This is a genomic window from Streptomyces europaeiscabiei (assembly GCF_001550375.1).
Taxonomy (GTDB): Bacteria; Actinomycetota; Actinomycetes; order Streptomycetales; family Streptomycetaceae; genus Streptomyces; species Streptomyces europaeiscabiei.
The window spans coordinates 66,814-85,965 of sequence record NZ_LRTR01000758.1 but is presented as its reverse complement, the minus strand read 5'-3'; the positions used below and the strand labels follow the sequence as shown (position 1 = coordinate 85,965).

Below are 19,152 nucleotides of genomic sequence, written 5' to 3'. Positions count from 1 at the left end.
CCGCCGCCTGCGCGCTGGGTGCCGGACCGCTGCCCGCCGGGGCGATGGCGGTGCTCGGGACCGCGGGTGTCGCGCTGGCGCTGTTCACCGTGGCGACCGAACGCGACGCCTTCACCGCCGTGCTGTGCGTGGTGGCGCTGGCCGCCTGGCAGCTTCTGCAGGGCATCAGCCTGCACGGGCTCAGCGACCGCGACGGGCTCGACCTCGTCCTGACCGCTCTGCTGTACGCCGCCGTGTGCGGCGCCGGCCAGCGCGTACGGCGAACCCGTCGCGCACGGCGAGCCGCCGAACAGCTGCTGAAGCGGGCCGAGTCCGAGCGTCACCGGCTCCCGGCGGTCGAACGGCGCCGTATGGAAAGGGAGTTGCACGACATCAGCGCCCACCATCTGACGGCCGTGGTGGTCACGGCGGGAGCGGCCCTCGGGTTGCGCGACCGCCGTCCCGAACTGGCCGAGGAGGCCCTGGAGTTCGCGGTCGGGACCGGCCGTGAGGTGACCCGCGCGCTCGGCGCGGTACGAGCGCCGGCGCCCTCCCGCGGGGAGGTGCCGTCACCGGAGGAGCGGCTGCTGGACCTGGTCGCCGGGTTCCGGCGCCTGGGCCAGCGGGTGGACTGCGAGATCGACCCCCTGCCGGACGGCGCCGTCGCGGAGGTGGCGTACGGCATCGTGCGCGAGGCGCTGACCAACGTGGCACGGTATGCCCCCGGCGCGCATACGAAAGTGCTGTGCCGGTACGGCGAAACCCGCACCGACGTCGCGGTCACGAGCACACCTCCGCCGGCCGGTGCGGTGGCGCACGGTGCGGGACTCGGCGGCGGCCGCGGGCAGGGCTTCCTGCGCTCCCGGGTACGGGAGGCGGGCGGCACGGTGCACAGCGGCCCGACGGCGGAGGGCGGTTGGGAGGTACGGGCGGAACTGCCGGGCCGGACGGTCACGACGGTGGAACCGCCGACGCCGAGGAGCTACCGGGTGGCGCAGGTGGTGGCGGCGGCGGGCATGGTCCTGCAGCCGCTGCTGCCCGTGCTGATCATCCGGGCCGAGGAGACGTCGAGCGCGACGCGGGTATCCGCGGGGGTCTTCTTCGCCCTGCTGGCGGCGGGCCAGGCGGTGGCCCTGCTGTGGCTGCGGAGGGCTCCGCGGACGGCGTACGGGATGCTGCTGGGGCTGGCGCTGTTGTGGCCGGTGGCGATGGCGGTGGGCAACTACGGCGGCCCTGTCCTCCTCCCGCCCGCGCTGAGCCTGTTGGCCACGTGCGCGGCCCTCGCGATGGAACCGGCCCGAACCACAACGCCACGCAAGTGGAGCGGAGTTGTGTCGAAGGACGGCTCGGCCGCGACGGGGGCCCAGGATGAGCGGGGGAGCGACCAGCCCCCACCGGCCCTCGGCCACGTCGCGACCCTTCTCCTCACGGTGCTGGTGCACGCCGCGGCCGCCACCATCGCGATGCTGGACCGAGGTACGGCCGCTCCCCTCTGGACGGTCATCGCGGGAACCACGGTCGGCGCAACCCTCACAGGCACCGCGGCTCACCTGACCGGACGCCTGCGCACCCGGCGCCGACAAGCCGACCGTCGCGCCCACGACGAACGCCTTGCCGCCTGGACCGAGGAGGCCGTCCGCGATGCCTGGACCGAGCGCCGCCGCATCGCCGCCGGCCTCGAAACCACGGTCCTGGCCCGCACCGCCGACATGGTCACCGAGGCGGAGGCAGGCCGACTCGACGCGACAGCGACCCGTGCACGCGAGGCCCTGGCCGCTATGCGCACCCTGCTCGACACCGTCCGGGAGAGCGAGACAGGGGCCGAACTACGGCCGCAGCCCACCCTCCAGGCGCTCGACCTGCTCGCCCACCAACTCCGGGCCACCGGCCGGGACATCGAGATACGGCTGACCGACCGCGTACCGGAACGACTGCCCACCGCCGTCGACCTGGCCGCCTACCGCGCCGCCGAGACGGTGCTCGCGGCCGGCGGCGAGGAGCCCGCGATGCTCGAACTCGACGTGGACAACGATACGTTGACGCTCACGGCCACCGGAGTGCCCCGCGCCGCCGACTCCGCCGTACGGGAGCGGCTGACCACGCGGATCGCGGCGCTCGGCGGCACCGTGACCACCGGCCCGCGGGGGACGGTCCGCCTCCGGCTGCCACTCGCCGTCGCGCAGGACAACGAGGAGAGACAACGATGAGCCTCAACGTGCTGGTCGTCGACGACCAGGGCATCGTACGGGCGGGGTTCGCCGCCGTGATCGACGCCGAGGAGGACATGACGGTCGTCGGCGAGGCCGCCGACGGCGCCGACGCGGTGCGGCTGGCCGAAGAGCTGGCTCCCGACGTCGTCGTCATGGACGTACGCATGCCCGAACTGGACGGCATCGCCGCCACCCGCATCATCACCGGACGGGAGAACGCGCCCCGCGTCCTCGTCCTGACCACCTTCGACCTCGACGCGTACGTCTTCGACGCGTTGCGCGCCGGCGCCTCGGGCTTCCTCCTCAAGGACGTACTTCCCTCCCAACTACTGCAGGGCATCCGGGAGGTGGCGGCCGGCGAGAGCGTACTCGCCCCGTCCGCGACCCGCCGCCTCATCGGCCACTACGCGTCCGGACCACCCGCCGCGGTCCCGGTCGGGAGCTCCCCCGAACTGGACAGCCTGACCGGCAGCCAGCGGGGCGTCCTCACCCTGGTCGCGGCCGGACTCACCAACACGGAGATCGCCGAGCAACTCGGCATCACCGTAGGCACCGTGAAGTCCCACGTGAACGCGCTGCTCCGCAAGCTCGGCCTGCGCGACCGCGTACAGGCGACGATCCTCGCGTACGACCTCGGCCTCGCCCGCCCGAACCCGCCCGGCACCCACCTCTGACCACCGCGACCGACCACCGCGACGCAACCGACGCAACCGACGCAACCAAGGAGTCCATCCCCATGACCGGTACAGATACCGATACCGATACCGATACCGATACCGATACCGGCCGATCCGTCACCCGCCGATTGCGCGACCACGTCGGCGTCGTCGGCCTCGCCTACCTCGGCGTCTGTGCCGTCCTGCTCGTGTGGGCAGTGGTGGTGACCGCCGGCGAAAGCACGGACGCGTCCATGGCAGGCGTCATCCCGCTCCTTGCCACAGCCCCCGTCAGCCTCGTACTCCTCGTGCTGCCGGACAACATCGTCATGGCCATCGTCGCCGTCGCTCTCGGGGCAGCGGTCAACGCCGCGATCATCGGCTGGTGCACCCGCGCACTGCGTCGCGGCGACCGCACGGAGTAAAGGGCATCCAGGGCTCGTTCCCGCCCTGACCTGCGGCGGAAGGACACACGCGCGCCTGGCTGACGGTTGCCTGCTTCCCCGCTGTTCCCCGTGGTTCCCCGCAACCCTCGGCTGCAGCGGTCAGTGACCGCCGGCGAGCTCGCCGCTGAGCGTCTTGTGGATGCGGGCGCTGGGTTCGTTCAGGCCGATGATCTCGACGGTCTTGCCGCGCTGGGCGTATTTGTTCTCGATGGCGTCCAGGGCGGCGACGGACGAGGCGTCCCAGATGTGGGCGGCGGACAGGTCGATGACGACCTTGCCGGGGTCGGTGGCGTAGTCGAACTGGCCGACGAGGTCGTTGGAGGAAGCGAAGAACAGCTCGCCCGTGACCCGGTAGACGACCGTGGTGCCGTCGTGGTCCGCAACGGCGGTGACCTCGGCAAGGTGGGCGACACGCTTGGCGAAGATGACCATCGCGGTGACCGAGCCGACGACCACGCCGATGGCGAGGTTGTGGGTGGCGACCACGCAGGCGACGGTGATCACCATGACGGTGATCTCCCCGGCCGGCATGCGCTTCACCGTCTTCGGCGCGATGGAGTGCCAGTCGAAGGTGGCTACCGACACCATGACCATCACCGCGACCAGGGCGGCCATGGGGATGTCGGAGACGACCGGACCGAAGACGATGCACAGCACCATCAGGAACGCGCCGGCGAGGAACGTGGACAGCCGGGTACGGGCGCCGGAGACCCGTACGTTGATCATCGTCTGGCCGATCATGGCGCAGCCGCCCATGCCGCCGAAGAACCCGGTGACGATGTTGGCGACGCCCTGGCCGACGGACTCGCGGGTCTTCGAGGAGCGGGTGTCGGTGATCTCGTCGACCAGCTTGGCCGTCATCAGCGACTCCATCAGGCCGACCAGCGCCATGGCGAGCGCGTACGGGGCGACGGTGGTGAGCGTGTCCAGGGTGAACGGCACGTCCGGCAGCCCCGGTACCGGCAGCGACGAGGGCAGCTCGCCCCTGTCGCCCACGGTCGGCACCGCGATCCCGGCCGCGAGCGTGATGACCGTCAGAATCACGATCGACACGAGCGGCGCCGGAATCACCGTGGTGACCTTCGGGAAGAACACCATCAGCGCCAGACCGGCCGCGATCAGCGGGTAGACCGGCCAGGGCACGGCCGTCATCTCCGGGACCTGCGCCATGAAGATGAGGATGGCGAGGGAGTTGACGAAGCCGACCAGCGTCACGAGCTCATCCCTCGGTCCCGGTGAGTTCGCCGACTCTGTGGTCAGGGGCTTGGCACTCCCTCGAACACGACCTGTCACGGGCGGTCAGTACAGGGCCTTGTACCCCTGCCACCCAGCGTCGATCCCGGTGCGAGGACCGAAGGAGCCCTTGCCGTCGCCGTTGTTGCGCCACAGCTTGCCGGATGTGTCGCGGGAGATGATGTCCGCCCTCCCGTCCCCGTTGAGGTCGCCGGCGCCCACCACGACGTTGTAGGAGGCGCCCCAGTTGTCGGCCACCTTGACCCGCGCCCTGAAGCCGCCGGTCGCCGTGCCCGCGTACCGCCACAGCTTGTTCGACGTGTCCTGCGCCAGTAGGTCTCCGTACCCGTCACCGTTGAGGTCGCCGACGCCGATGATCTTCTTGTAGCCGGACCACTTGGAGAAGATCTTCACCCGTGCCGAGAGCTTTCCGCTGCTTGTGGCCTTGTACAGGTAGATGTCACCGCTGGACGCCTGGCGGGCGATCAGGTCCGCCCGGCCATCACCGGTGATGTCGCCCGGTGAGGTCAGCACGTCGTACTGGCTCCAGCCCGACGCTCCCAGCGTGGTGTACGGCGTGGATGTCGTCAGGGCTTTGCCGCACTCCGGGCGGTACGCCCGCAGCGCACCGCTGCCCAACCGCACGAGCACGTCATTGCAGCGGTCACCGTTCAGGTCTCCGAACGGCACCACCGTGACCGAGGCCGGCCAGCCCGAGGCCGAGGTCTTCGTCGAGAACTTCCCGCTGCCGTCGCCCCGATGGAGGGAGAGCGCACCCTTGGAGGTGAGCGTGAGCAGGTCACCGATGCCGTCGGACCCGACCTGGTCGCGTCTCACCGCGGCACCACCGGTCAGCTTCAGCGAGCCGGACGCCGTGGCCGACGCACCGTGCTTGTCGGCCGGGGCCGCCGTCAGAGTCCAGCTGTACGTGCCGTTCGGCACGTACGCGCCCGTCGACGTTCTGCCGTTCCAGGACGTGCGGACCGCGTCGTGCGCGGCGCCACCGGACAGAGTGCGCACGGTGGCCCCGGTCGCCTTGTTCCTGAGCACGAGCGTCCACGACGCGGCTGGCTTCGACAGCCACCACGTGCCGTCCCACGAGGACGACGAGTCCACCAGGCTGACCGAAGGTTCCGTCCTCGCTCCCAGGACCGCGATGTCCGTGGCGGGGATGCCACTGCGTAGGACGTGGATGTCCTGGGAGGCCGAGTCCACGTAGCCGACCAGGCCGGTGTAGGGATCGACGTCCCACTTCCCGGACTTGGCCGCCAGGGTCCGGCTCACTGCGGAGCCGCTCGTGACGTCCGTGAGGGTCAGCGCTGCGGACGTGGAGTCACGCGTGATCAGGAAGCCGTCGCCCAGGCGGTTCTCTCCGCCGGTGGGCACGGCGATGAGCGTCTTCCTGCGGGTGTCGTACACGACGGCCTTCGGCACACTGCCCTGCGGAGAACTGCACGAGCCGGCCCAGTACACCCAGCGTCCCACTGCCTGGAAGCCGCTCATATGGCAGCTGCTGCCACTGCCGGTCACCCGGAACGACGTGATCGTATGGCCCGAACGCACCTCTGTGGCCGTGACACTGCCGTTCCCGGCCACCGTCCACAGCGTTTCCCCCCACAGGCGAGTGGGGACCGCACCGGCCGCGCCCGTACGGGTGAGCACGATTTTCCGTGTATCGAGATCCGCCACCATCAGGCCGTCTCCCGCGGGCGAGGGCCCACGCCAGGCCGCGTACCTGCCCGCGACGTCCACGAGGCCATGGTTGTCCTGGAGGCCCGAGCCCATCACGGTGCCCGGAAGGGACTGGCCCCGGTCCAGGACGGAGACCGCCCCGGCCGTGCTCCGGATGACCGCCCGGCCGTCGCCCGTACCCACCAGGTTGGGACAGTCCCCGTAGTCCCCGGCCATGACCCCGCACCTCCGGGTCGCTCCCCGGTCCGTGCGGGTGCCCGCCGTCAGGACCCCCGCCGTGGTCAGAGAGCGGCTGTACAGGTGCGTCGCCTGGTCGCCGGACTCGTAGGTCATCAGCTCACCACCGCTCAGATCGAGCGACTCGATCCCCATGGGCACGGGGGGAAGGTCCACGATCCGGCGGGGCCGGGGAAGACCGTCGGCCCCCGCTTCGACCTTGGCGATGCCGTAGTCCGGAGCGGACTCGCCGCCGGAGAGGACCAGGCCGCCGTCGGGGCTCACGACGGCGGCGGGATCGGCGCGCTTGAGCAGGGGCAGTTCCGCAGAGCCGTCGAAGGGCAGCGCGGACACACTCCAGACGGAGGAGCTGTCGCGCCGCGCGACGACGAGTGCGTCACCGACGACGCCGAGGACCTTGTTCTCCGAGGTGCGGGGGAACGCGACCTCGTGAGTGGGCGCGTCGTAGGCTCCCTCGGCGTACACCCGCACCCGGGACGTGCCGTACCAGCTGACCAGGTAGTCGGATCCCACCACGGTGTCCGTGCTCGCCACCTGTGGCGGCAGGATCGTGGCGGCCCCGGTCTCCGTATCCACCCAGGCGTACCGGAGGACCCGATCCGGGCCGTTGTAGCTGTAGTAGTTGACGAGGATGCCGGAGGCCGAACCCCTGGTAAAGAAGGGGAAGACCGTCCCGTCCGGGAGTCCGGTCATCGGCCTCTGCACCGTGCTGCCGTTCTCGTTGCGCAGCAGGAACAGCCCAGTCCGTTCCCCACCTGTCGACGTGCTGGTCAGGACAGTACGTCCATACGTCTGCATATAGCGCTGGCCCGCCGGGATGGCCACCGTCTCCGTCGTACCGGTTCCCATGTCCCGGAGCACGACTTGTCCACCACTGCTCTGGGAGGGGCGCAGGGCGACGACGTCCGAAGCGGTGCCGTACGAGCCCGCGGTGCGCGGTTCGAGTTGCTCGCCACCTTCCACCGGCTTTCGGCTGCCGTCGTAGCTGGTCCACCAGAGGCCGTAACCGTCAGCGGTGGAGCGGTGCTCAAGGAAGCCGGAAGCCCCCGCGCTCTGCAGATACGCCGTGCGCGGAGTCGTGCGCATGGTGGCCGGAACGATGATCTCCGTCGCGGCATCCGCGTGCGCAGGCGCCACCAGCGGCAGCGCGGACACAGAGAGCGCCAACCCGATCAGCGTGACAAGGGAGCCACGCACGAACATATGACGAGTCACTTGCTTCCCCTCCCCGACGGAGGGCCCCATCCCCCCGAACAAGCGGGCGGATACTAGCATCGGTTGAAGACGCATGACCTTGCTGAGCCGGTTGGCCGACCCGTGTCGCAGCGCGCCGGCGCACTCGCTCTGGACGGGTCTGCTCCGAGTCCGGGAGTGGTGGGTGGGCCGAGGCTGCGACGGAGAACCCGGGATGCACGCGCCGCACCCGTGATGCGGGCTTCAGGGACTTCGGTCAGCGTCATCGCCGCTGTGCACACACCGACGTTCAGACTTGCGGAAGACAGCAGGCTGAGGTCTCCTGACGTGGAGGGGTGTCGGCCCGAACCACGAATCCGCAGGTCAAGCCGGGCTTCCGAGGCTGGAGGCGTTGCGTGTACGGCTGCCGTCCGGAACCCGTGCCCTCCGCGTGCCCAATCTTTGTGCGCCTGACGGGCCGGAACTTGCTGGACAACCTTCGGGACAACACAAACCCCAGGCCGCTGACCTGGGGTTTCATCGTGGAGCGGGTGACGAGAATCGAACTCGCGCTCTCAGCTTGGGAAGCTACGGCGCTTGGCCGAGCTTCATGGACCTGACCTGCGTATATGCCTTCGCTCTGGCTCATCGTGCGGGTCGGGCCGCACCGCTGTTGACCGTTGTTGTCCGCTCTTACGGGCATGCTGTGGGCACGGCGTCGCGGGAAGACGGGGATCCGCAGCCCTCCGCCCCTCATGGTGTCCGGGCTCCTGGGTATCGCGGGTCGGCTCGAGTGTGCCGTTGCGGGTGCACATACGGGATCTCGGTCGTGCGGCCGCACACCTGCTCGGCCCGCGATCCGACCGGGCGTCGCCGAGCGCACGACGGGTCGGTCTGCCGGAAACCGCGCTTCCGGCAGACCGACCCGCTCAGCGACCCACGTCAGCGAACCATGGCCTACTTGCCGTAGTACGCGTTGTACACCGAGATCGTGGACGTGTTGCCCTTCCTGTCAATGATCTTGGCACGGAGGGAGATGCCCTTGCCCTTCGCCGGGTTCTTCACGGTGATCCTTCCGTTCCGGACATCGGTCTTCTTCCAGGTCCTGCCGTCGTCGTACGACACGTGCACCGCAAGCGACCTGAGGTTCCGGCCCCTCGCCGCACCCTCGACGGTGACCGGGTAGGTGACTTTCTGGCCGGCCTTGACCCGGCTGTCCAGGCCCGTCCTCGGCGCGAAGCGCACCGTGGAGACCGGCAGTTCGGTCGGCAGGTCGGTGGACGGCCGCTTCGAGCGGAACGTCCAGCTCGCGTCGACCCGGGTGGAGGCGGCCTGGACCTTGGCGCTGCGCCTGGCCGACGTGGTCAGGGTGTACTCGGCCTCGCCGGCCGGGACCTCGAACGTACTGGCGCCGGTGAGCGGGTCGGCGTTCGACCCGACCTTCTTGCCGTTGCGGTAGAGCGTCGTGCGCACCGAGGTCAGGCCGGAGACCGCCTCGTTGCGCCGGCCGTCGGCGAAGAGCGGAAGCTGGCCGTAGATCCCGTCGGGGCCGTGGAAGACACCGGACAGGCCGGGGATCACATGCGGCGCGAACACCGCCGTGTCGAACGCCTTCCGGTAGGTCTTGCCACCGGTGAGCCCCAGGTAGTCACCGGAGGTGGATTCGGCCTCCACGATCGGCGCACCGTCCGCGTCCTTCTTCCCCGAGAACTGCTGGAAGTCGAAGTACCACCTGGCGCCGTCGCCCGTGGACAGGTAGTACGTCCGGGTGGCGGGCAGATTCTGGGGCAGCGGGGTGTGGATGCCGTTGATGAGGGGCAGGGTGCCGGCCAGGGCGAGCACCCCGGTCTTTCCCGGGGTCGACGCGCCCAGACCGGCCTTCACCGTGGCGAACTCGCTCGCCCTGTAGTGGTGGGCGTGCGTCCCGGTGATCTTCTTGACCTCGCCGCCGTCGAGGGTGTTGTACTCGGTGCCCTTGCCCTTGGTCCACTGCCCGGACCAGACCTGTGCCAGGTTGGACGGCATCTCGGGGCCGACGTGCGCGACACGGAGGTCGGAGAAGGTGGGCATCACGACGTAGTTCGCCACCTGCGTGGCCTTGTGCTCGTAGAACACCATGGCCTGGAGCGGCTTGGCCTTCCTGTCCGGCACGGTGATGTCGGCCGACCGGGTCTTGTTCAGGTCGAGCGTGACCGTCCGGTCCTTGTCGACGCTCAGCACGGGCCGGACCAGCCAGTCGACGCCGCCCTCGGTCGAGTTCGGGTCCTTCACGCTGAGCGAGTCGAGGATGTACCGGCCCTTGGGGACGCGGAGGGTGACCGTGTCGCCGGTGGACATGTCCCCGAACATGGGGGCGTTCCGCTCGTCCCGGAACAGGGTGGTGAAGTGGACCGGGTGCTGCCCGGGACGGTTGATGAACTTCAGCGTGACGTTGTACGCCTCTTCCTCCCGCTCGACTCCCAGCGCCGTGCGGACGGTCTGGCCGTCACCCGTGGCCGTCACATAGGCCGAGTAGCCGCCGAAGAGCCCGCCGCCCAGCCTGGTGTCGGCGGTGACGTCCACGGACGCCGTGCCGCCGGCGGGGACGGTGACGGTCTTCGCGCCCAGGGTGTAGAAGCCGTGCGGGGCCGCCTCGCCCCGGGGGTTGAATGCCTTGTTCGACAGGGCCAGCGTGATGTCCTTCGTACCGGCGTTGCGGTACGTCAGCTTCCTGGTGACCGGGGTGTCGTCGTTGTGCGGCCACCGCTGGACCGGGAAGCCCACCGAGGTCGTCTCGGCGAACACGTTCTGGCCGATCGCCTTGTCGACCTGGACGCGGCCCGAGCCCTGCGCGTAGGGGGTGTAGTCGCCGCCCTTGGCGGAGCCCACGAGTGCGGCCTTCAGCTCGCGGAACGTCCAGTCGGGATGCTGCTGCTTGAGGAGGGCTGCGGCGCCCGCCACATGCGGGGTCGCCATCGACGTCCCCGAGATCGTCAGATAGCCGGGCGGTTTCTCGCCGACCTCCTTGGCGATGGCGCTGCCCTTGGCGGCGGCCGCGGTGATGTCCACGCCGGGCGCGGTCACGTCCGGCTTGAGGGCGCCGTCGGCGGTCGGACCCATGCTGGAGAAGTCCGCGACCTCGTCGTGGCCGTCGACGGCGCCGACGGTGAGCGCGTCGGCGGCGCTGCCCGGGGAGTCGACGGTCTTGAAGCCCTGCTCGCCCTCGTTGCCGGCGGCGATGGCGAAGAGGACGCCCTTGGTCTCCGAAAGCCTGTTGACCGTGGCCTCCATCGGGTCGACACCCGGGGTGTCGGCGCCGCCCAGGCTGAGGTTGATGACGTCGGCGCCCTGGCTGGCGGCCCACTCCATGCCCGCGATGATGCCGGCGTCGTCGCCCCGTCCCTGGTCGTCGAGGACCTTGCCGACGAGGAGCTTCGCTCCGGGGGCGACGCCCTTGTACGTGCCTGCGGACTCGGCGCCGGTTCCGGCGATGGTGGACGCGACGTGCGTGCCGTGGCCCTCCCGGTCCTCGGTGGTGGCGGACGTGCTGAAGTTCTTGGTGGCGAGCACCTGGCCCTTGAGGTCGGGGTGGCTGCTGTCGAGGCCGCTGTCCAGGACGGCGACCTTGACGCCCTTGCCGTCGTAGCCCCTGGCCCAGGCCGCGGGTGCGCCGATCTGCGGCACCGACTTGTCGAGGCTGGCCCTGCGGACGCCGTCGAGCCAGACGTGGGAGATGCCCGGGGCGAGGGCGCCATCGTTGGTGAGGGCGTCCCACAGCTCCGGCGTCTGTGTGGTGGGTGCCTGGAGGGCGTCCATGTCCAGGGACTCGAAGGTCCGGTGGACCATGCCCGTGCCCCGGACCGCGGCCTTGAGGGAGCGTGCGGTGGCCTTGTAGCCGACGATGACCTTCGGGCCGCCCCGCTGGTTCCTGCGGTTGTCCGGCTTGTTGAGCTCGGTGACGTCGAACAGCCGCTGGTCGAGGCTGCCGTTCGCGATCAGCCGGGCGGCGTCCGTCGGTATGACGAGGGTGTGGCCGCCGGCCTTGCGTATCTGCACGGGGACCCGCGCGCGGCCCTTGGCCCGCTCCATGCCGACGACACCGCCCTTGGCGTCGACGAGGACACGGTCACCGGTGACGAGGGTGAGGCGGTGTGTGCCGGCCGATTCCTTGGTCTTGGCGGAGGTCGCCGCCGTACCGGCCTGCACGGGCGTGGCCTGTGCGGTGCCGATCGGTCCCGCGGCGAGGACCGCCGCCACCGTCGCCGCGGCCGTGCCCACGCATGCTGCTTTCACTTTTCTGCGCAAAGGTTCCCCCAGGGCTGGAGTGCCGGGTGGCAATGATCGGAGCCACGGTAGGAATCCGGACGCACAGCTGTTCGTCGGCTGTGCGGCGACGACGTATCGATGTCGATGACGGATCGCCGGGCGGTTGTTACATGCGCAGGTCAGGTAGCTGTTCTCGGATGACGGTGGGGGAAACGTGGCCTTGCTCCGAGCCGGGGGGCGGCCGTGGGACGTCGACGCCGCTGCCGCCTCCGAAGGGCCGGGACCGCCCGGCCGTAGCATGGCTTCCGGCTATTGCGGAAGCGATCTCCACATGACCCGGCGGCACGGCGGAAGGAGCACGGGATGCGGCTTCGCCGACTCGTGCCGCGCGCCCTGCTGGCCGCTTGCCTGACCGGCTGCGGCGGGGTGGACGGCGGCGTCCACGTCGAGGGCCCGGCGGCGACGAAGATCCCCTGGACGGGGCCGGTGTACATGACGGACTCCTTCGGCCGGGCCTGGCAGCGCCCCGTGGAGGTCCTCCCGACCCGGCGGGTGTCCCTGGACGAGGTGACGTGGCGGGTCTGGGGCTCGTCCCGGGCGCTCGCCACCGGGGTCGCGACGGATTTCACCTGCGTGTCCGGCTGCCCCGACGGCGACGACACCCCGCCGAGCTACCGCGTCGAGGTCGTCCTGAGCAACCCGGTCAGGCGCGGGGACGTGGCGTTCTACAGCCATATGACCCTCACCCCCGTACACCCCCCGGCGCCGTTCTGGGCGAGCGGCAGCGACGATACGGACCTGGACGTACCGGATGCCTGAGAACGGCACGGGAGAGGACCGCCGGAAAGGGAACGCGATGCACGCTGCTCAGGATGTGCTGCTGGTCGAGGACGACGAGCTGATCCGGGAGGCCACGCGGCTCACGCTGGAGGAGCGCGGCTACCGCGTCCGTACCGCGGCCGACGGCCTGACCGGGCTCGCGCTCTTCCGGGAACGCCATCCGGACGTGGCCGTCCTCGACATCATGCTGCCCGGCCTCAACGGGGTGAGCCTGGCCGGCCGTATCCGCGAGGAGTCGGGAGTGCCCGTGCTGCTGATCTCGGCCCGCAACGACCCGGTGGACGTGGTGATGGGCCTGGAAGCAGGCGCCGACGACTACGTCACCAAGCCCTTCGACGGCCCGGTCCTGGTGGCCCGCATCCGCTCCCTGCTGCGCCGGGCGGCACCCGCCGGGCAGCCGGACCAGAGCCCGCGCCTGCGCTTCGGGGACCTGGAGTTCTGCCCGGTGTCCCTGACCGCGCGCCGGAACGGAAAACCGCTCGCGCTGACCACGACCGAGCTGAAGCTGCTGAGCGAGTTCGCCGCCGCGCCGGGGACCGTGCTCTCCCGGGACCTGCTCCTGGAGCGGGTCTGGGACTACGCCTGGTCCGGTGACACCCGGGTGGTGGACGTCCATGTGCAGCGCCTGCGCGGCAAGATCGGCCGGGAGCGGATCGAGACGGTGCGCGGCTTCGGCTACAAGCTGCGCCCATGAGACGGCCCGCCTTGAGGCCGCGCGCCATGAGACCAGCCCTGGGACCAGCCACCTTGAACGTGGGAGCGAAGGTCGCCCTGGCCGTCGCCGGCGCCGCCTTGTGCGTGGCAGGGACGATCGGGGTGCTGGTGCACCGGACCACCGCCGCGGACCAACTGGCCACCGCCCGCTCCGGATTGGACCAGGAGTTGCTGAGCGCCGCCGGCGACCACGCTGACGGACGCAGGTCGGACGCCAGGCTCGACCCCCCTGATGTGCCGGGCCCGGTGGCGCGGGCCGTGCGCGACGACGTCCGGGTGACCTACCTGCAGCAGGGCGGTGAGGGTCCGGTGCTGTGGGCGGCGACCCGGGTCTCGGACCGGAAGGTGCTCGCGATCCGTCGTTCGTACGCCCCCGAGGAGCGGTCCCTGGCCGCACTCGACCGGACGCTGTTCGTCACGGGCGCGGCCGTCACCGTCCTGGTGTCCCTGGCCGGACTGTTGCTGGGGGTGCGCATGGGACGGCGGGCCACGGCCGCCGCGCGGACGGCGGAAGGCATCGCCAGCGGCGACCTCGACGCCCGGGTACGCCCCCACGGCCGCGACGAGATCGCCCGGCTCGCCGCCTCCGTCAACACCATGGCGGACGCGCTCGGCGCCCGTCTGGAGGCCGAGCGCCGGGTGACCGCCGACATCGCGCACGAACTGCGCACGCCGATCGCGGGCATGTCGACGGCGGTCGGCCTGCTGCCGCCCGGCCGGGCGTCCGACCTGGTTGCGGGCAGCGTGCAGAAGCTGCGCGGGCTGGTGGAGGACGTGCTGGAAGTGGCCCGGCTGGACTCACAGATGGCTGCGGTGGAGATCGAGGAGCGTGAGGTGAGCGCGATGACCCGGCGTGCGGTCGCCAGGCTCGACGGCGTGCGGGTGAAGGTCGTGACCGACGCGGTCGTGGCCACCGACCCGCGCCGTGTCGAGCGGGTCCTGGCCAACCTGGCCGCCAACGCCCTGCGGCACGGCGCCCCGCCCGTGGAGGTGGAGGTCGACGGCGCCGTGGTCCGGGTCCGCGACCACGGCCCCGGTTTCCCGCCCGATCTGCTCGCGGTGCTGCACACCTCCGGCCCCCAGCGCTTCCGCACGGGCTCCCGGACCGGCGGTACCGGCCTCGGCCTGACCATCGCGACCGGCCAGGCCCGCCTGCTCGGCGCCCGCCTCACCTTCCGCAACCGTCCGGAGGGGGGCGCGGAGACGGAGCTTCGGCTGCCGACGGAGTAGTCCGCCCGAGGCGGGTCGAGCGGGCCGGTTAGGCGCGATTTGGCGGTGGCCATTCCCTTGACGAGATGGTGCGCGCCGAGCGTGCGAAGAACCACACCGGCGACTCAACGCACCACAGGAGGAGGCCACCGGGGCCTAGCCGAGTCCTTATGGTGCGGTTGTGGTGCGCCACCCGCGCACCGGTCTGGACAACAAAGAACCCCCGGGTCATTGACCTGGGGGTTTCGCATGGAGCGGGTGACGAGAATCGAACTCGCGCTCTCAGCTTGGGAAGCGACGGCGCTTGGGTGGCCGTATGGCTCTGACGTGCACAGATGACTCGTGCTCGGGTGGTGTGCGGGTCGGATCGCACCGCTGTTGGCCGTGATTCTCCGCTCGTACGGGCACGCTATGGGCACGGAGCGCGAGGAGCCGATGGGCAGAGCGTATGCGCGGACGGCACCGGTGTCGGGTTGGGCTCGGTCGGACGTCAGGTTGGGATACTCCTTCGCGCGTGCACAGGGCTTGGGCGAAGGCGTTCATTTGCCGGCTTCGGGGCCGTACCACTGGAGCGCCTGGCCGGTGACTGCGGCGATGCACTCGAAGTCCCGGTCGCGATGGAGCAGCGTCAGTCCCTGCAACTCGGCCGTGGCGGCCACAACGAGGTCGACGGCCCCGGCGCTACGGTGCTGTCCGCGCTGGGTGAGGACCTCCTGGACCCGCCAGGCACGGTCGTAGGCGCGATCGTCGACTGGTACCCAGCCGAAGAGCAGGCGCATGTTTTCGATGCCTTGTGCACGGTCTGCGGCGGAACGGGCGCTGTAGAAGAACTCCAGCTCGGTGACGGGGCAGGTGGCGATGAGTCCGGCGGCTGCCGCCTGGTCCCATCCGTACTGCTCGGCGTCGCCGCGCAGCAGGCGGGCGAGCGCGCTCGTGTCGATCAGGTATTGCGCGGCGTTCACCGGCGGTAGTTCCCCTTGTCCTCGAAGAGATCGAGGTCGAAGGCGCCCTCTTCGGCCGACGCCCGCAGACGGGTGAGCGCCAGGGCCCGCCGCCGGTTCTCCAGCACCTCGCGCAGCGCGGTGTTCACCGTCTCCTTCTTGGTGCTGGTACCCAGGGCCTTGGCCACGTCCGCGACCAGCTGATCGTCGAGGTCGATCACGGTTCGGCTCATCGACAACACCTCCATGGATATCAACAGTGCCATCGATTATATCTGAATCCATGCACAGCGCGCCTCGAAGCCGACGGCGACGAACTGCGCGTGCACTGGCAGACCGACTTCCTCTCACCGGACGGGTACGCGCCGGTCATCACCGCCCGGGACTCGGCCCACACGACCGGCCGGCTCGCGGTCGCGGCGGGTGTCCGGCGTGGTCTCCTTCGAGAACACCGTCGCCGCCGATCTCGCCACCGGCCGCTACGAGGCCCGCCTGAAGGCAGGCCGCGACAGGGTCGTCCTCCTGGACCGCTCCTCCGGGACCCGCCTCGCCTCCGCCCCCGGTCAGCTGCACGGCGGTTCGGCCCCGGCTGTGCGGAATCCCGGAGGCCCCGACGCGGGCTGGACCTTCCGCGACCCGAAAGTGATCCGCGACGAGGCCCACGACCAGTGGCTGATGGTGGTCTCCGGCGGTGATCACATCCGCTTCCTCGCCTCCACCGACCTCCTCACCTGGACCCAGGGCAGCTCCTTCGGCTACGGCGACGAGGACATGGTGAAGTGGGCGCTCACCCTGGGCACGGGGCCGTACGCGCCACGGACGGCTCGGCCGCCCAGTACTTCACCGGCGACTGGAACGGCACCTTTTTTCGTCGGTCGAGGCGTTCGGCGCGGACGGCCTGGCGGCGGTGACCAGCCTGATCCTCCCCACCCCCGACGCCGACGGCATGTCCTTCTACGCCGAGGGCGGCACCGCCCGCATCGAGTCGCTGAAGGTGCACCACCTGGACAGCGCCTACCGCCTGGCGGACAAGGTGAAGCCACTCCCGACCGCCCCGACCGGCGGCGACTTCCGCTCGGACCTCGGCAGGCTGACGATCACCCCCGCCGGCCACTGGTCGACGAACAGCGCGGGCCGCGCCGGAAGCTTCGGCAAGGACTCCAACGCGATAACAACCCGCACGGTGCGGGACCCGGACCTCACCACCCTGGTACGCCTGGGCGGCCCCCACCCCGCCACCGGAGGCGCCCTCTCCCTCCTCTGGCGCGCCTCCTCCGAAGGGTGTTCCTCGACGGCACCCTGATCATCGACGTCACGGACACGACGTACACGAACGGGCACGTGAGCCTGAACGTGTTCGGGGGGAGGGCGGCGTACCAGGACACGTACGCGAGGGAGCTGTGACCGTGCTGCAGAGCTATGACCGTGAGGACTGGTCCAGCATCGTCAGGAAACGGCCCGTGGTGGTGCCGGCCGCGAGGGACAGGCCGGCGGTGACCAGTTCGAACCGGCCGTGCTCCAGGTCCTTCAGTGAGGGGGACAGCACGGTGAAGCACAGTTCGACGTGCGCGGGTACTTGCGTGGGTTCCCCGAGTGACATGGCCTCGATGTCCTCCTCGGTGAGGACGACTTCGCGCCGAGCGTTGAGGGCCGCCGACTGGGCGAGGGCGAGGATGTGTTCGTCGCGGCGGGTCGTGGCCAACACCGGCCGCTTCAGTACGGTGCCGCGAGTGGGGTGCTGTCGAGGACGCAGAGCGTCTGCACCAGGCGGAGAAGCGCAACCGGTGATCTACTTGCTCGACACGTCCGGCCTGGTCCGGCTGCTCCGGGACCCAAAACTTCAGACGGCCTGGTACGAAGCGATCGACGCGGGGGGCATCGCATCCTGTTACGTGCAGCGAGCCGAGTTCCTGTACAGCGCCCGGCACGCATCCGACCTGACCGAGCACCATGTCCGCGACATTGCCTGACGCGTTTCCTCCCCCGCCGACGTCAGCCGAAGGCGGCGATTGAGTCGATCGAGGCAATCAGGGAGAACGCGGAAGCCGGCAGGGGCACGAGTCCGGAAAGACACCGTCGCTTCGCCGCCGACATCCCCAACCCCGACGCGGGCACCCCCGCCACCTGGGCAGCCTGACGCGGCTGAGCACGCGCAGACGAGGGCCCTGGCCTCCATCGCTTTGGAGGCCAGCGCCCTTTTTGCGTTTCCAGTGGAAACGCGCGACACCCGGGCCAACACCGAAGCGTCAACGCGGCGTTGTCGATCCACCCCGCCATCCAGGAGCGAGCCACCTCCCGCCGTATCCAGCGCAAAATCTGGGCGGTGAAGGGTCCTTAAACGCTAGTCTCGCCCCCCGTGCCCACCGCAGTCCTGGAGATCTCATGGCAGGCGAGCTCCCGCGGCCGAAGCGTGAAAGCGCCGAGTCCAAGCCCGAAGTGGCTCCCGAAGAGGTCCCGTACACCGACACGGACCGCAGCGGGGACACCCTGGAGCTGTCGTCTATGTGGTGGCTCCACACCGTCGACTCCTCCTTCCGCCCCCAGGGCCGGAACTGGCCCCTCATCTGGGCGTACATCATCGAAGGCGGCGGGTCCACCAAGACCACCAGCGCCACGTCCATGGCCGTCACTGCCGCCCTGGACGGCTACCCAGGCGTCGTCTTCGACCTCGACAGCAACATGTCGGCGACCACCGTCCTCGGCTACGACGAGACCGCCCTCAAGGGCAAGAAGACCGCGATCGACCTGCTCCACGGCAGGGCCACCCTGGACGAGGTCGCGCTGCCCGCCCGCTACCGCATCGGCGACGGCGACGACCCCGAAGAGGACTTCGAGCCCATCGAGAACCTGCGCGTCGTGCCCGGCAGCCCCGCCATGGCCGGCGCGGACCTGGCCATCGCAGAGGACGCGGACCGCAACGACTGGTTCGCCGAGATCCTGCACTCCTACGAAGGCATCGACTCGGTCTTCTACCTGGACTTCCCGGCGAGCTACGGCAAGATGCCCTACTCCGTGCTGCGCATGCTGGACGAAGAGGACTCCGTCATTCCGTCGATCAAGGCCGACCCCAAGGCCGTCAAGCTGGTCAAGCGGCTCACGGACGAACTGGAGCGAGTCCGCGACAAGGAGCGCGGCAGCCGGTCCGTCCCCGGCCGGCCGACACTCAAGCACTTGATCCTCACCGGCACGCAGCCGCTGACCTGGCCCGAGCAGGTGGCAGCCCGCCGCGGCACGGCCGCGGCAGAGGCGATGTACAGCTCCGTGATGCTGCCCTGCATCCGGTACTCGGCAGACGCCGAGAAGATCTACGAGGACGCAGTTCCCCTGCCGATCCTCCTGCCCGACTCGGTGGCCTCCGTGGACTACCGGGAGGTGACGAGGCGCATGTGGACGGTCCCGTATCTCAACGAGTGTGGGTGCGACTACTGCCCGGATTCCCTGGAGTAATGCCAACCCCAAGGGCACCACCGCGACGTGGATCCGTGACCGCCTCGACGGCCTCTGGAGTGACGAGGACTTCACCGCCTGGTACCCGCGTGACGGCCGCCCTGAGCTCTCACCCGCCCAGCTCGCCACC

The 19,152-nt window shown here is 70.2% G+C and carries 15 protein-coding genes and 2 pseudogenes; 11 read left to right on the top strand and 6 right to left on the bottom strand.

The features are described 5' to 3' along the window. From AWZ10_RS48875 to AWZ10_RS37375, 3 genes are all read left to right on the top strand, one after another. A partial coding sequence (locus tag AWZ10_RS48875; RefSeq protein ID WP_060893232.1) for a histidine kinase occupies nt 1-2,186 on the top strand: 2,186 nt, incomplete at its 5' end. Beyond that, the gene (locus AWZ10_RS37380; protein WP_060893230.1) at nt 2,183-2,863 is read left to right on the top strand and encodes a response regulator; all 681 of its coding nucleotides are present in this window, start codon (nt 2,183-2,185) and stop codon (nt 2,861-2,863) included. The genes AWZ10_RS48875 and AWZ10_RS37380, both read left to right, overlap by 4 nt. Before the next feature lie 62 nt (nt 2,864-2,925). Further along, complete coding sequence (locus AWZ10_RS37375) at nt 2,926-3,270, top strand: SCO4225 family membrane protein (RefSeq protein ID WP_060893229.1); 345 nt, start codon at nt 2,926-2,928, stop codon at nt 3,268-3,270. A gap of 120 nt (nt 3,271-3,390) precedes the next feature. On the opposite strand, the pseudogene AWZ10_RS37370 reads toward AWZ10_RS37375, so the two are convergent. The 3 genes and pseudogenes from AWZ10_RS37370 to AWZ10_RS37360 all read right to left on the bottom strand — a co-directional run. Further along, nucleotides 3,391-4,500, bottom strand: a pseudogene (locus AWZ10_RS37370) (SulP family inorganic anion transporter); the annotation flags it as partial. A 90-nt stretch (nt 4,501-4,590) separates the two neighbouring features. Further along, entirely contained in the window at nt 4,591-7,620 is a 3,030-nt protein-coding gene (locus tag AWZ10_RS37365; protein WP_159014976.1) for an FG-GAP-like repeat-containing protein, read from the bottom strand. Between the two features lie 963 nt (nt 7,621-8,583). Then, nucleotides 8,584-11,883: a S8 family peptidase gene (locus AWZ10_RS37360; RefSeq protein WP_408992865.1), complete on the bottom strand. Its 3,300-nt coding sequence runs from the start codon at nt 11,881-11,883 to the stop codon at nt 8,584-8,586. 351 nt (nt 11,884-12,234) lie between these two features. Here AWZ10_RS37360 and AWZ10_RS37355 point away from each other — a divergent pair, with 351 nt between their 5' ends. Genes AWZ10_RS37355 through AWZ10_RS37345 form a run of 3 tightly spaced genes read left to right on the top strand, consistent with a single transcriptional unit; the run spans nt 12,235 to nt 14,655 of the window. Further along, nucleotides 12,235-12,690 carry a hypothetical protein gene (locus tag AWZ10_RS37355; RefSeq protein ID WP_046703330.1) on the top strand — a complete coding sequence of 152 codons (456 nt, stop codon included), beginning with the start codon at nt 12,235-12,237 and terminating at the stop codon, nt 12,688-12,690. A gap of 37 nt (nt 12,691-12,727) precedes the next feature. Then, nucleotides 12,728-13,405, top strand: a complete 678-nt coding sequence (gene cseB, locus AWZ10_RS37350) for a two-component system response regulator CseB (RefSeq protein ID WP_046703329.1) — start codon at nt 12,728-12,730, stop codon at nt 13,403-13,405. 59 nt (nt 13,406-13,464) lie between these two features. Beyond that, complete coding sequence (locus AWZ10_RS37345) at nt 13,465-14,655, top strand: sensor histidine kinase (protein ID WP_234360868.1); 1,191 nt, start codon at nt 13,465-13,467, stop codon at nt 14,653-14,655. 518 nt (nt 14,656-15,173) lie between these two features. Here AWZ10_RS37345 and AWZ10_RS37340 read toward each other — a convergent pair. Together AWZ10_RS37340 and AWZ10_RS37335 are read right to left on the bottom strand one after the other, a co-directional pair. Beyond that, nucleotides 15,174-15,596, bottom strand: coding sequence for a PIN domain nuclease (locus AWZ10_RS37340; protein WP_005483500.1), 423 nt, complete (start codon nt 15,594-15,596; stop codon nt 15,174-15,176). Continuing rightward, entirely contained in the window at nt 15,593-15,808 is a 216-nt protein-coding gene (locus AWZ10_RS37335) for a type II toxin-antitoxin system VapB family antitoxin (protein ID WP_020113663.1), read from the bottom strand. Before AWZ10_RS37335 ends, AWZ10_RS37340 begins: the two co-directional genes overlap by 4 nt. 674 nt (nt 15,809-16,482) lie before the next feature. Between AWZ10_RS37335 and AWZ10_RS54395 the strand changes: the two genes are divergently transcribed. Beyond that, nucleotides 16,483-16,878 (top strand): hypothetical protein, encoded by a 396-nt coding sequence (locus AWZ10_RS54395; protein WP_020113664.1) that lies wholly within the window; start codon nt 16,483-16,485, stop codon nt 16,876-16,878. Beyond that, the gene (locus tag AWZ10_RS55340) at nt 16,857-16,979 is read left to right on the top strand and encodes a hypothetical protein (RefSeq protein ID WP_020113665.1); all 123 of its coding nucleotides are present in this window, start codon (nt 16,857-16,859) and stop codon (nt 16,977-16,979) included. The genes AWZ10_RS54395 and AWZ10_RS55340 overlap by 22 nt, the downstream gene beginning before the upstream one ends. 13 nt (nt 16,980-16,992) lie before the next feature. Here AWZ10_RS55340 and AWZ10_RS37325 read toward each other — a convergent pair whose 3' ends face one another. After that, nucleotides 16,993-17,280, bottom strand: coding sequence for a lantibiotic dehydratase (locus AWZ10_RS37325; protein ID WP_020113666.1), 288 nt, complete (start codon nt 17,278-17,280; stop codon nt 16,993-16,995). Nucleotides 17,281-17,359: 79 nt separating this feature from the next. On the opposite strand from AWZ10_RS37325, the gene AWZ10_RS37320 reads away from it, so the two are divergent. From AWZ10_RS37320 to AWZ10_RS56275, 3 genes and pseudogenes are all read left to right on the top strand, one after another. Beyond that, nucleotides 17,360-17,545, top strand: coding sequence for a PIN domain-containing protein (locus AWZ10_RS37320; RefSeq protein WP_005483504.1), 186 nt, complete (start codon nt 17,360-17,362; stop codon nt 17,543-17,545). Between the two features lie 412 nt (nt 17,546-17,957). Further along, nucleotides 17,958-19,022 carry a ParA family protein gene (locus AWZ10_RS37315; protein WP_078935186.1) on the top strand — a complete coding sequence of 355 codons (1,065 nt, stop codon included), beginning with the start codon at nt 17,958-17,960 and terminating at the stop codon, nt 19,020-19,022. Then, nucleotides 18,988-19,125 (top strand): annotated as a pseudogene (locus AWZ10_RS56275) (hypothetical protein); the annotation flags it as partial. The gene AWZ10_RS37315 and the pseudogene AWZ10_RS56275, both read left to right, overlap by 35 nt. Nucleotides 19,126-19,152 lie beyond the last annotated feature (27 nt).

Bases quoted from the DNA above. Each gene is read 5' to 3' on its own strand.
- AWZ10_RS37315 (WP_078935186.1), top strand. From the start codon at position 17,958: ATGGCAGGCGAGCTCCCGCGGCCGAAGCGTGAAAGCGCCGAGTCCAAG.
- AWZ10_RS37380 (WP_060893230.1), top strand. From the start codon at position 2,183: ATGAGCCTCAACGTGCTGGTCGTCGACGACCAGGGCATCGTACGGGCG.
- AWZ10_RS37375 (WP_060893229.1), top strand. From the start codon at position 2,926: ATGACCGGTACAGATACCGATACCGATACCGATACCGATACCGATACC.
- cseB (WP_046703329.1), top strand. From the start codon at position 12,728: ATGCACGCTGCTCAGGATGTGCTGCTGGTCGAGGACGACGAGCTGATC.
- AWZ10_RS37355 (WP_046703330.1), top strand. From the start codon at position 12,235: ATGCGGCTTCGCCGACTCGTGCCGCGCGCCCTGCTGGCCGCTTGCCTG.
- AWZ10_RS37335 (WP_020113663.1), bottom strand. From the start codon at position 15,808: ATGAGCCGAACCGTGATCGACCTCGACGATCAGCTGGTCGCGGACGTG.